Here is a 12,735-nt window from a genome sequence, read left to right as displayed (position 1 = left end):
GGGTGTCCGGATAGACGCTCGGCTCGGGAAAACGCGTTTCGAGAAAATCGATGATCTCGGTCGTGTCCTGGACAGCTTCATCCTCCGGCGTGATCAGCACTGGGATGAAGCGCACGCCGGTCCTGGGAATAATCGTCTTGGCGTAGACCTCCGCGCTGGCAGTGATCTCTTCGAAGGGGATGTCCTTGTAGCGAAGATAGGAGTGAACTTTGCCTGTGTAATAGGAAATCTCGGCGCCGATGAGCTGATATTTGTCCATTTTGTGCGCGGTTACTCCGATGCTTTCTCGTCGCCGTTGGTTTCTTCTTCCTGGGGTTCTGCTTCAAGTTGCGCCTTGAGTTCTTCAATGCGCACGCGGAGGGCTTCCTTCTGGCGTTCGGCTTCGCCTCGCTCACTCTCGGGAATGTCCTTGGCTTCCATCAGCGCGGCCAGCTCTTTGGCCGTCGCGGTGAGCGCTTCCTGAATGGACGCGCGTTCTTCTGCGACTTCTGCCTTGTCGAAGATCTGTTCTTCGGGAACAGGTTCTTCCTCCGGCTCGGGCTCGACGTTGCGCTCTTTCTTGGGAATAAAGACCCTGTCCAGAGGGAGCTGGCGCTGATTCATGAAAGTCGGCGAAACGATTTCGATGCCGTCGTCGTGGAGGGTGTCCAGCATACATTCGCGCAGCTTCGAGCGCGCGGTGATGAGAACCTTCACCTCGCGCAGGATTCCAGCAATGCGGTAGGTGATGGAAAAATCCCCGAGTTCGAGGATCTGCACGAAGGGGTCTTCGAGGCCCGCTTCTTCGCCCGCGATTTTGAGACAATTCAGCACGCGCTTGCGCGGCACGTCATAGCCGAGTGAGACGGTCGCTGATACCACCGTGCCCGAATAACGCACGACCCGCACCGGGTTGGTGACCAGATAGAGATTCGGCAACGTGGTCAGGTCGCGGTCCTCGGTCTGGATTTCCGTGTGAAGGAGGCCGCGTTCGGAGACGCGCCCGAAGTGTTCGCCCACCTGGACGAAATCGCCGGGCCGGAAGTTGCGCACGGCGCGCAGCATCAGGCCGGCCATGGCATTTCCAAGGAAGGTTGTGGAAGACAGCGCGATCGCCGCAGTGACCACAAGGCCGAGCAGGCTGAGGAGCTGTCCGCGTGCAGCATCTCCAATGGGCATGCCCAGAATGATGAAAATCAGGCCGGCACCGGTGAGTCCGAGCATGATGAGTTGTCGCGCCAGACGGTTCTCGCCGTGGGTTTCGGCCTGACGGGCAAGCAGGAAGTAACGTGCGAGCGATAAAAGGCCGATCACCGCCGCGACAACCAGCAGAAACGGAAGCCAATGGACAATCAGTGCGAGAATTTCGCGAAATGGTTCGCTGATGAACTGAAAGTGTTCCTTCATTCCGGATTAACCCTTGCCGGCTTTGCCCGGCGCTCCCTCGGGCATCAGGCCCGGTTTTCCCTCGGAGGCGTTGTCGTAGTAGCGCATCGTGGGATAGGCGAAATCGATGTCGTCATGCTGCCCAAAAGATTCGAGAATCGCCTCCCAGATGGTGTGCTGGCTGGTGCGTCGGCTGCGCGGATTACACAGATAGCGCATGGTGAGCAGCACCCCGTTGTCGCGGGTGCTGGTGTAAACGATCGGTGTGAGCTTTGAATAGAAGATCATAAAGTGGCGGGCAGCCTGTTGCACCTGGCGTGAGGCCGACTCCGAGAGCGGCGCAGCGTATTTGTCTGCGATCTCGACGAGGATGCCCCGCGCCTTCTTCCAGTTCGTTTCGAAGGTAACCAGCACGGGAATCTCGTCCCAGATGTAATCGAAGCCGTCGGAGTAATTGGCCACCGGTTCGCGAAAGACCGTGCTGTTGGGCACGCGGATGACGCGGCCGGTGCTCTGATCGCTTTGCACCCAATTGCCGATTTCCATCAGGGAGAACTGGAAAAGGCGCAGGTCGATGACGTCACCGGCAAACTTGCCGACCTGAATGCGGTCGCCGACGCGAAAGGGTTTTTGAAATCCGATGTAGAACCAGCCCGCCAGGTTGGCGATCGGATCCTTGAGGGCGACCGCGATACCGGCGGAGGCAAGCCCCAGCACCGTGGCCAGATGCTCGATGCCCCGAAACCAGGTCTGCCCCATGGCGATCAGTGCGAACAGGGTGCAGGCGTAGCTCACGCCCTTGCGCCACTGGTAGGCGGTGCGCACATCGTCGATGCGCCGGTTGATGATCCGGACGAGCAGGAAGCGAACAAGAACAAAGGCAAAAATGATAATCAGGGAATCGAGCACCCTCCCCTGGGTCTTGGGGCTCATTCCGATCAGATCTTCCGCCAATAGAGCGAGTTCTTCGCGGGTCACGGCTGCTCGTCCTCCCGGCCATACCCCATCGCGCGATCGAATCGCTCACGCCGCCCGCGACTGCCCAGCCAGCCCTTTCGACGGAAGAAAAACAACATCCCGCCGGCGACGCTCGCCATGACGAGCAGCAGGATGGGATAGCCCCAGGGCTGCGCCAACTCGGGCATGTAGTGGAAATTCATTCCGTAAACGCCCGCGAGAAAGGAGAGCGGGATGAAGATGGTCGAGATGATGGTCAACACCTTCATGATCTCGTTCATGCGGTTGCTGACAACCGAAAGATAGAGATCGGTCAGCTCTCCGGTGAGATCGCGGTAGGTGTCCACTGTTTCCAGTGTCTGGATCGCGTGGTCATAGGTGTCGCGCAGGTAGAAGCGCGCCTTCTCATCCACAAGAGAGGATTCGCTGCGCAAGAAGGCATTGACTGCCTCGCGTTGCGGACGAAGCGCGCGCCCCAGATGCATCAGTTCGCGCTTGATGTCGTGGAGCCGGGTGAAATCCTGCGGCATGGGATCGCCGGTGATGTGGGTTTCAGTCTCTTCGAGCTGGTCGCCCAGCGCGTCGACAACCGGATAGACCGCGTCGATCATGGTGTCGATCAGGGCGTAGGCGAGGTAAGCGACGCCCGAATGACGGATCTGGAACTGCGGATCGCGCAGCCGGGCGCGAACGGGATCGAACACGTCGCCGTGATTCTCCTGCACGGTAACCAGAATGTTGGCTTTCAGGAACAGGCTGAACTGCTCCGGGAAGAGGTGGCCCGAATCAGTCAACCGAAACATTCGACCGATGAAAAAGACATGATCCTCATAGTGTTCAAACTTGGGACGCTGGGGCGTATTGATCGCATCCGCGATCGCCAGATCGTGGAGTCCCAGCCCGCGCGTGATTTTGTGAATCATGGACACATCGCGCAGGCCCTGAATGTCGACCCAGTGTCGCCGGGTTTCATCGCCGGCAATGGCGAGGGCTTCTTTGGCGCTGGCGCAGGTGCGTTCCTCGATTACATCGTCATTGAAGGAAATGACGCTGATGCGCGATTCCTGGTGTCCGCTGGTGTCGGCAAATTCCCCGGGCGGGGCGCCCACGCGCGGACGGCGCCCAAAGAAAAATCCCGCGCGCGAGGGCAGGCCGCGCAGCCCCTTCCCGGCACGCTTTGGCAGATCGATTGCGTCTGAGAGTTTCACAGCCTGATTGTGTACATGAAGAAAGCGGTCCTGCGCAATCGGGGACTTTGGTCGAGTCCTCAGCCGAGGGCGGCAACCAGCGCCGTACGCAGCAAGTCATCGGCGAGCCCGGCGTCGACGAGTGCACATCGCTTGCCGCCGGCCTCCCGGATCTCGCCCTGATTGTGGGCGAGCCGCTCGTCGAGCAGGACGAGGCGGAAGCTGCGGTGCCGGAGCAATCCGCGGGCCTGCGGCATGCTCCGGGCCAGCGTGGGCCGCTCCCCGAGCCTTCGAAGCTCTGCTCCGACGCGCTCGGCAAATTCGTCCCGGTCGCTGACGACAAGGATCGAATCCGCGTTTTGCCCGCCAGGCCAGAACCACGCATTCCAGCGCAGGAGCCCAAAGGCGAGGGCAATCGCGGCCAACGCGAGGGCGAAGAAGGTCCAGATCGCACACCCAGGCTCGCGCGCTTTGGCCAACGTCGGCGCGGTGATCGCCGGCGGGACACTCCCCTTGACCGTGATGGTCACCGGAACGCGCGAGGGCTGGAGCAGCATGACCTGCGGGGAAGTCAGCCGGATGGCACCCTCGTAGCTCCGATCTTCGCGGGTCTCCGGTTGGGCCGGGTCACGAGTGACGTGGAGGGAGACCTCCAGCGTGGCGGTGCCGTCCCCGGAATCGAGGACGATGGACTGTGGTTCGGCGCGCACCTGCACGCCGTCGGCGGCGGCCTCCGGGAACTCGGCCTGCAGACGCAGGTCCATGGGTTCGGTACGCTTCTCACTGGTTCGAAGCACGAGCTCGCTCCGCGCTGCGCCGCCGGTAGCCGGAACCGAGACATCGAGGGCTGCGGGCTCTACATCTACGGACTCTTTCTCGAAGACGGTGTCGAGATCGCTGAGGTCATAGAGCTCTACCCCGTGTTCTTCGAGCTGTTCGAGCAATTCGGGTTTTTCGTCAGCTTCCCGGGCATGGGAAGTCCCCTCGACCTGCGGGTAGTAGTAGCGCCAGAACAAAAAGTGTTCTTCATCGGAGCGCAGTAGCCCGAATCGATCCAGGATTTCATCGATTGAAATATCTTCGTGGTTCTCCTTGCCGTCGGTGAAGAGAAAAATCGTCGACCTGCGGCGGATGTCGGATCTGGCGCGCAGCGAGGCGACGCGGTCGAGCGCCTCGTTGACAGAGGTGAAGATCGCGGTTCCTTCGCCACCGACGGAGATGTTCTGGAGAAACCCGGTCACTCGTGTCCTGTTGTCGGCGTCGAGCTCGAGAACCAGGGAGTGAACGATTTCGTCGTTGAACGCATAGACTGCGACAGTCGTCTGGTCGGTCGCGCTCTGCAGCAGGCGGTCGGCAACGGAGATGACGTGCTTGAACAGGCCCGAGCGCAGGTTGAGCTCTCCGGTGACGGGCTTGCGCCCGTTCCTGGCAACGAACTCATCGATGGCCGCGCCGACATCTTCGGAGGCCTGCCCCGGGTTGCGCGGATCGAGCAGCATGGAATAGGAGGCGTCGATCAGCAGGATGTAATCGACGCCAAGCGCCTGGCCACCTGACTGGGCTTGGGCCGGGCGGGCATACGAGAGCAGCACCGCGCAGATGGCAGCAAGCAGGGCAGCCCGTTGGAAGCTTGATGTTTGGCGCCGCGGCCCTCGCACAATTCCTTGCCTGTAGCGCGTCCCCGCGTCGAAGCAACGATTTTCGCAGTTTAGCGGGCCGGGCGCGCGCATACCAGTGAGTTGTCTCACCGAGTGCCGGGCCGAATGCGCAATTGCAGGTGTGATGGAGGGGGCGGATCGACCTCAGCCGTGGGTTCCGTTGCCGGCAGCGCTCTTGGCCACGGGCTGTGCGGCCACGATGCGGTTTCGTCCGGCGGCCTTGGCCTGGTAGAGGGCCTCATCCGAGAGGCGAATCATGTCATCGAGGACGCGGATGTCGGGATTGTCCGAGCAGATGATTCCCATGCTTGCAGTCACGGTGAAGAACACGGTGCCGCCCACAACGATCTGGGTGTCCTCGATGAGCGCGCGGCAACGCTCTGCCACGCGAATGGCGCCCTTGAGATCCGTCTCGGGAAGCATGAGGGCAAATTCCTCACCCCCGTAACGTCCCAGCAGGTCCGAGCCGCGCAGGCAGGACTTGATCACGCCCGCAATGGTCGCCAGCACCCGGTCGCCGACCAGGTGGCCGTACTCGTCGTTGATGGCCTTGAAGAAATCGAGATCGATCATCACGAAGGAAAGCGTGTTCCCATGGCGGCGCGAGCGATCGAATTCCGATTCGAGGCGGTCGAGGAAGTGACGACGATTGGGTACCCGCGTGAGGTCGTCGGTGTTCGAGAGCTTGCGAAGAAGCTTTTCCTGACGGCGACTGCGAACGACGAGAAAGCCGCACACGCCGATGGTGGTGCCGATCATCAACATGGAGGTGGCCGCCTGTCCCACCTGCCACCAGGTGGCCAGCAGCCCCTCGGTCGTGGGGAGTTTGGCGAACAGCGGCGCCGCGGGGAGGACAGCGGTTTGCTCAACCACGATGCCCGCGATCACCAGCAGTGCAAAGCTGGTCAGGCCGGCGACGACGACCTGCATATCGAACAGCAGGATGCCGGCCATTCCCGCGGCAAGGAAGCTGATCTGCCAGAGCGCGGTGGTCTGCATGCCGAGCAGATACGCGCTGGCGGTCGAGGCGATTGCGAAGAACTGCAGGAACAGATGGGCGGGGAAATTGCCGGTTTCTTCCTGATCATCGTCGAGCCACAGGCCGATCAATGCGATCAGGGAGAAACCCAGGAAGAATCCCCAGGTCCAGAGCCGGTAGGTTCCGGCAAAATTTTCGTTGAGATAGGCGGCAGTCCCGGGGACGTGGACTGCGATTTCGAAACCGAAGTTCCAGAGCAGATTGGCCGCCGCAACGGCTGCGGCGCCGACGGCCGCGCGACGTGCAACGCTCCATTGACGTACGTGCCCAACGCGGTGCGTCACCTGCGGCTTGCTCTGAGTTTTGGTGGATACTGCCTTCACCGGAATCCCCTCCCGAATTCGGTCCCCATCGGCTTGCAAATCCTACCAAATGCCCCCTGGTAATGCCAGCACTATTTAAGTAGGTAACTTTCTGTAATCATTAAGTAATAAACATTTGTGAACATGTGTGTAGGCCAAATGTCGCGCAATGCGTCAGCAGTTACTGGCCGCATGGTCAGCCCGCCGCCGCCCAGGCGCCGGCGGGAATCGGGTTTCCGAATGGTGCATTTCCGGCCGGGGTTTCTACACTCGGGGGCGCCGTGGCACGAGAAAAACCGACCATCCTCCATGAAGACAGCGCGCTGCTGCTGGTGAACAAACCGGCGGGCTGGCTCACCGTGCCCACGCCCAAGGGCGAGCGCGATACCTTGCGCGACTGGGCCGACGACTATCTGCGCAGCTCGGGAACGAAGGCCTACATGGTCCACCGGCTCGACCGGGAGACTTCCGGCGTGCTGGCCATCGCGAAAAAGGCGAAGGCCCAGCAGGCGCTCGAGCAGCAATTCCGCACCCACGAGCCCGGCCGCACTTATCTGGCGCTGGTGCATGGCACCATGGCGCAGAAAAAGGGACGGCTCGTCCACAACCTGATGCCCGACCCGCGGCGCAAGGGCGCCGTCATGGTTTCGCGCAACAGGAACTTCGGCCAGCATGCGGCGCTTCGCTATGCCACCCTTGAAGAATTCGGCGAGGAAGCCGCGCTGCTGGAGATCGCCCCCGAAACCGGGCGCACCAACCAGATTCGTGTCCAGCTCGCCCACGAGGGCCATCCCATCGTGGGAGACCGCAAATACACCAAAGCCCGAAAGTGGCGGCTCCAGGCGCGCCGCACCTTGCTCCACGCGGCCTCGCTCTCGGTGGCGCATCCCGACACAAAGAAGCAGGTATCGGCGAAGGCGCCGCTGCCCGCGGATTTTGAAGAAGCGCTCGCCACCCTGCGCGGGGAGCTCAAGGGCGGAGAAGACTGATAAGCGCCCGCGTTGACAGCTTCGGGCTGCATCCCGTAAGTAAAGAAGCCGAACCACTCCGGGGGGAGACTCTGATGAAGACAATTGCAAAACTCACGCTGGCCCTGTTGATCGCATTTGCGCCCATGGGTTGCGACCAGGGCGGCAAGGGCGCGCCCGCCGGAGGCGGTGCCTCGTCGGCAAAGGCCGAATCGGCCACCATCAAGATCGGCGAATACGCCTCGCTCACAGGTCCGACCGCGACCTTCGGGCAAAGCTCCCACAAGGGGCTTGAGCTGGCGATCAATGAGGTCAACGCCGCCGGCGGCGTGCTGGGCAAGAAGATCGAGCTCATCACCGAAGACGATCAGTCCAAGCCCGAAGAGGCGCGCACCGCGGTGCTCAAGCTCATCCGGCAGGACGAGGTCGTTGCGGTGCTCGGTGAGATGGCCTCCTCGCGCTCGCTGGCCGCAGCGCCCGAGGCCCAGCGCGCGAAGGTTCCCATGATCAGCCCGGGGTCGACCAACCCGCAGGTCACCAGGGTCGGCGACTACATTTTCCGCGTGTGCTTTATCGATCCCTTCCAGGGCGGCACCATGGCGCGTTTTGCAGTGGAAGACCTCAAGGCGACGAAGGCCGCGGTGCTGGTCGATGTGAAGAACGACTACTCGGTTGGTCTGGCCGAGTTCTTTGTGAAGAAGTTCCAGGATCTTGGCGGCACGATCCTCGCGCAGGAATCCTACACCGAGGGCGACACCGACTTTCGCGCCCAGCTCACGAAGATTCGCGAGCTCAAACCCGAAGTCATGTTCATTCCCGGTTACTACACCGAAGTCGGTTTGATTGCGCAGCAGGCGCGCGAACTCGGCATCGATGTGCCGCTGCTCGGCGGCGATGCCTGGGACTCACCGGTCACACTGGAGATCGGCAAGGATGCGGTCAACAATTCCTACTTCAGCAATCACTACTCCGCCGACGATCCCGATCCCACGGTGCAGGACTTCATCAAGAAATTTGAACAGACCTACGGCGAAACCGCCGGCGCCGATGGTTCCAAGAAGAAGCCCGATGCCATGGCGGTGCTGGGTTACGACGCGGGCAAGCTGATTGCCGACGCGATCAAGCGCGCCGGCTCGGCCGATCCGGCGGCGATTCGCGATGCCATCGCCGCGACGAAGGGCTTTCCCGGCGTGACGGGTTCCATCACCATCAACGCCGAGCGCAATGCAGAGAAGCCGATCGTGATCCTCAAGATCGAGGATCAGCAGATCAAGTTCGTAAAACGCATCGAGCCCTGAGTGGCGCAGATGTAAGTTGACCGAAACGCCTGAAGCGCGCTTCGGGATGGTGGGGCGGGTCATACTCGCCCCTCCTGCCGTACGGACCGGAAGCGCGCAAGAGAGATTCGTGGACGTATTTTTTCAGCAACTGGTGAACGGCCTGGCCTGGGGGTCGATCTATGCCCTGATCGCGCTGGGCTACACCATGGTCTACGGCATCTTGAAGCTCATCAACTTCGCCCACGGCGAGATCTACATGCTTGGCGCGATGACCGGCTACTACGCGGCCCGCGCGCTGGGCTTCGACGATGGGCCGAGCATCATCGGACTGTTTACGGTGCTGACCATTTCCATGGTGGTTTGCGCGGCGGTGGGAATGCTGATCGAGCGCGTGGCCTACCGCCCGCTGCGAAACGCGCCGCGTCTGGCGCCGCTCATTACGGCGATTGGCGTCTCGCTTTTTCTTCAATACAGCGGGCAGATCGTGTTCGGCCCCGACCCCAAGGTCCCGCCGGAACTGCTGGCCAAGTCCACGCTCTTTACGGTCGGATCGGTTCCCGTCAACAACGTGCAGGTCGTGGTGCTCGTCGTCAGCCTCGCGCTCTGCGCGGGCCTTACCTGGATCGTGCATCGCACGCGCATGGGCCGGGCGATGCGCGCGGTGAGCTACGACCGGCAGGCCGCGGCCCTGATGGGCATCAACACCGACAAGACCATCGCCTTCACCTTCGCCGTCGGTTCGGCGCTCGCCGCCGCCGCGGGAATTCTGGTGGGGCTTTACAACCCCAAGGTCGAGCCGCTGATGGGACTCATGCCGGGGCTCAAGGCCTTCGTGGCGGCGGTACTGGGCGGTATCGGGAACATCCCGGGCGCCATGCTCGGCGGCGTGATTCTCGGCGTGGCCGAAACGCTGGTATCGGGCTACCTCTCCTCGACTTACCGCGACGCGATTGCGTTCGTCATCCTCATCGTCATCTTGCTGGTTCGCCCGACCGGGCTGCTGGGCAGTACCGCGAAGGAGAAGGTGTAAGTGGCCGACGCGCTTGCAGCAAAGCTTCGCCGCCTGCCGCGCGGCGCAATGCCGGTGATCGCGCTGGCTTTGCTCTTTGCGTTCGATCGCGTCGCGGCAGGGCTGGGCAATGCCTACGTGGCGCAGGTGCTCGTGCTCGTCGGGATCAACATCATCCTCGCGGTGAGCCTCAACCTCATCAACGGTTTCACCGGCCAGCTTTCGATTGGACACGCGGGTTTCATGGCGATCGGCGCCTACGTGGCCGCCGCGCTGAGCGTCTACGGCGGCGCGGAGATGCAGGCGTTCTTCCACGAGAGCCTGCACCTGCCAATGGCGCTCTCCCGCGCGCTCTTCTTTGTGGCGGTCATACTCGCGGGAGGCCTCAGCGCCGCGGTGGCAGGGGTGCTGGTCGGCATTCCGACGCTGCGGCTGCGCGGCGATTATCTGGCCATTGCATCGCTGGGTTTTGGCGAAATCATTCGCATCATCATCCTGAACATCGATGCCGTTGGCGGCGCGCGCGGGTTTTCCGTGGTGCCCTCAAACTACGACTACGACGTGCGCTTTGAGGGCATCTTCGAGACCTACGCCATGGTTTTGCTGACCATCGTCGCCATCTGGCATCTGGCCTATTCAACGCGCGGGCGCGCCTATGTCGCGGTCAAGAACGACGAGATCGCAACTGAGTCCCTGGGAATCAGCGCGACGCGGGTGAAGACCGAGGCCTTTGTTGTCGCCGCGTTCTTTGGCGGCGTCGCGGGCGTGCTCTTCAGCCAGAGCCAGGGCTATGTGCATACCAACAGTTTCACTTTCCTGCGCAGCGTGGAGATTTTGGTCTTTGTGGTGCTCGGCGGCATGGGCTCGATTACCGGCAGCATCGTGGCGGCCGTTGTGCTCACGATCGTTCCCGAGGCCTTTCGTGATCTCTCGCAATACCGCATGCCGGCTTACGCCCTCGTGATGATTGCCATGATGGTCTGGCGTCCGCAGGGACTGTTCGGGCGCAGCGAGATGAGCCTCGCATTTCTGGGCCGTCTGCTTCCGGGCACGAAGAAGGAGGACCAATGAGCCTCCTTTCCCTCGAAGCCATCACCCAGCGCTTCGGCGGCCTGACCGCTGTGTCGGAACTCGACTTCTATTTGCAGGAGGGCGAGCTCGTCGGGCTCATCGGCCCCAACGGCGCGGGCAAGACGACGGTGTTCAACCTGATCACCGGGATCTACGCGCCGACCGAGGGGCGCATCCGCTTCGATCAAAAAGAAATCGGCGGCGCGAAACCTTTCGACATCAACCGCGCGGGCATCGCGCGCACCTTCCAGAACATCCGCCTCTTTCCAGAGCTCACGGTGATCGAGAACGTCTCGCTCGCCTATTACGGCGCGCTCGGATACGGATTCTGGGGCGCACTGCTTCGCACGAAGAAGTTCCGCGCCGAAGAAGCCGAGTTCAAGGCCCGCGCCGGGGAGCTCCTTGAGCTGCTCGGCCTCTCCGAGGTTTCCGCCGATCCGGCAACGGCACTTTCCTACGGCAACCAGCGCCGGCTCGAAATCGCGCGCGCGCTGGCGACAAATCCGCGCCTGCTGCTGCTCGATGAACCTGCCGCCGGCATGAACAGCCAGGAGACCGAGGACCTGCGCCGGCTGGTGCTGCGCCTTCGCGACGAGCTCAAGCTGACGATCCTGCTCATCGAACACGACATGCGCTTTGTGATGGGACTCTGCGAGCGCATCGCCGTGCTCGACTACGGCGAGAAAATCGCCGAGGGAAGCCCCTCGGAGATCCGCGCCAACCCCAAGGTCATCGAGGCCTACCTGGGTGAGGAGGTGGAGCTGTAATGGGCGCGCTGCTGCACATCGAAGACCTGCACGTCCACTACGGCGCCGTCCACGCATTGAAGGGCATCTCGTTGGAGATCAATCCCGGTGAGATCGTCACGCTTGTGGGCGCCAACGGTGCGGGAAAGAGCACGCTGCTTCGCACGATCAGCGCACTCGAAAAGCCAAGTGGCGGAACGATTACCTACAACGGCGTGCGCATCGACGGCGCGAGCCCTGAATCCATCGTGAATGCGGGCATCTGTCACTCGCCCGAGGGCCGCCGCGTTTTTGCGGAGATGAGCGTGCACGAGAACCTCGAACTCGGCGCGTACCTGCGCAAGGACAACTACGACAAAGACCTCGAACGTGTGCTGGGGCTTTTCCCGCGTCTCAAAGAGCGCTATCGCCAGCGCGCGGGCACGCTCTCGGGCGGCGAGCAGCAGATGCTCGCCATCGCGCGCGCCCTGATGGGCGAGCCGACGCTGCTGTTGCTCGATGAACCCTCGCTCGGTCTCGCGCCGCTGCTGGTCAAGCAGATCTTCGAGATCATCGAGGAGATCAACAGCCAGGGCATGACCATCCTGCTCGTCGAGCAGAACGCGCACCTCGCGCTGCGCATCGCGCAGAGCGCCTATGTCCTTGAAGTCGGTGAGATCGTTCTCAAGGGCCCCGCCAAGGAACTCGCCGCCAACGAAGAAGTTCGCAAGGCATACTTGGGAGAATAGCTACCGCCGCGAGCGCAGCTCCACGCGGCTGGCCAGCAGCTTTCGCACGAAGTCGTCGTCATCTTCGTCGTAAATGTCGCCAACGACTTCTTCGAGAATGTCCTCGATCGTCAGAATTCCCAGCAACGTGCCGTCGCCGGCGTAGACAAAGCTCATGTGGTAACGATTGGTCTGCATGCGCTGCAGCGTGGCGAGCAGTGAATCGTTGTCGTCGATGCGCAGCGGCGGCCGAATGATCGTGTGCCAGTCCTTTGCGCCGCTCTCGAGATAGGCCAGAAATTCCTTGGCATGCAGCACCCCCACGACGCGCTCTTCCTCGCACACGGGAAGCCGCGTATGACCCGATTCCAGAATCGTGCGCCGAAGCTCCGTCAGTTCGGCGTTGAACTGCACACTCGTCACCCGGTCCCAGGGCAGCATCACTT

The 12,735-nt window shown here is 62.0% G+C and carries 13 protein-coding genes; 6 read left to right on the top strand and 7 right to left on the bottom strand.

Going from position 1 to position 12,735, the window contains the following annotated elements; all coding sequences use genetic code 11:
* From KDH09_07620 to KDH09_07595, 6 genes are all read right to left on the bottom strand, one after another.
* Positions 1–259, bottom strand: a 259-nt coding sequence (locus tag KDH09_07620; protein ID MCB0219544.1) for a glutathione S-transferase N-terminal domain-containing protein, incomplete at its 3' end; no start/stop codon positions are given.
* A gap of 11 nt (positions 260–270) precedes the next feature.
* Positions 271–1,386 carry a mechanosensitive ion channel gene (locus KDH09_07615; protein MCB0219543.1) on the bottom strand — a complete coding sequence of 372 codons (1,116 nt, stop codon included), beginning with the start codon at positions 1,384–1,386 and terminating at the stop codon, positions 271–273.
* Between the two features lie 6 nt (positions 1,387–1,392).
* Complete coding sequence (locus KDH09_07610) at positions 1,393–2,298, bottom strand: mechanosensitive ion channel family protein (GenBank protein ID MCB0219542.1); 906 nt, start codon at positions 2,296–2,298, stop codon at positions 1,393–1,395.
* 41 nt (positions 2,299–2,339) lie between these two features.
* Positions 2,340–3,530, bottom strand: coding sequence for a magnesium/cobalt transporter CorA (gene corA, locus KDH09_07605; protein ID MCB0219541.1), 1,191 nt, complete (start codon positions 3,528–3,530; stop codon positions 2,340–2,342).
* A gap of 59 nt (positions 3,531–3,589) precedes the next feature.
* Positions 3,590–5,167 carry a VWA domain-containing protein gene (locus KDH09_07600; protein ID MCB0219540.1) on the bottom strand — a complete coding sequence of 526 codons (1,578 nt, stop codon included), beginning with the start codon at positions 5,165–5,167 and terminating at the stop codon, positions 3,590–3,592.
* A 144-nt stretch (positions 5,168–5,311) separates the two neighbouring features.
* Complete coding sequence (locus KDH09_07595) at positions 5,312–6,529, bottom strand: GGDEF domain-containing protein (protein MCB0219539.1); 1,218 nt, start codon at positions 6,527–6,529, stop codon at positions 5,312–5,314.
* Positions 6,530–6,789: 260 nt separating this feature from the next.
* On the opposite strand from KDH09_07595, the gene KDH09_07590 reads away from it, so the two are divergent.
* From KDH09_07590 to KDH09_07565, 6 genes are all read left to right on the top strand, one after another.
* Entirely contained in the window at positions 6,790–7,497 is a 708-nt protein-coding gene (locus KDH09_07590; GenBank protein ID MCB0219538.1) for an RluA family pseudouridine synthase, read from the top strand.
* Between the two features lie 74 nt (positions 7,498–7,571).
* Complete coding sequence (locus KDH09_07585) at positions 7,572–8,774, top strand: ABC transporter substrate-binding protein (protein ID MCB0219537.1); 1,203 nt, start codon at positions 7,572–7,574, stop codon at positions 8,772–8,774.
* Between the two features lie 109 nt (positions 8,775–8,883).
* Positions 8,884–9,786, top strand: a complete 903-nt coding sequence (locus KDH09_07580; protein ID MCB0219536.1) for a branched-chain amino acid ABC transporter permease — start codon at positions 8,884–8,886, stop codon at positions 9,784–9,786.
* A 48-nt stretch (positions 9,787–9,834) separates the two neighbouring features.
* Positions 9,835–10,836, top strand: coding sequence for a branched-chain amino acid ABC transporter permease (locus KDH09_07575; GenBank protein ID MCB0219535.1), 1,002 nt, complete (start codon positions 9,835–9,837; stop codon positions 10,834–10,836).
* Positions 10,833–11,603, top strand: a complete 771-nt coding sequence (locus tag KDH09_07570) for an ABC transporter ATP-binding protein (GenBank protein MCB0219534.1) — start codon at positions 10,833–10,835, stop codon at positions 11,601–11,603. Before KDH09_07575 ends, KDH09_07570 begins: the two co-directional genes overlap by 4 nt.
* 8 nt (positions 11,604–11,611) lie before the next feature.
* Positions 11,612–12,310 (top strand): ABC transporter ATP-binding protein, encoded by a 699-nt coding sequence (locus KDH09_07565; protein ID MCB0219533.1) that lies wholly within the window; start codon positions 11,612–11,614, stop codon positions 12,308–12,310.
* On the opposite strand, the gene KDH09_07560 is transcribed toward KDH09_07565, so the two are convergent.
* On the bottom strand, positions 12,311–12,735 hold a 425-nt coding region (locus KDH09_07560), incomplete at its 5' end, for a CBS domain-containing protein (protein MCB0219532.1).

This window comes from Chrysiogenia bacterium, assembly GCA_020434085.1.
Classification (GTDB): Bacteria; JAGRBM01; JAGRBM01; order JAGRBM01; family JAGRBM01; genus JAGRBM01.
Note: the sequence above shows the minus strand (reverse complement) of the source record. Positions and strands in the feature narration are given on the sequence as shown.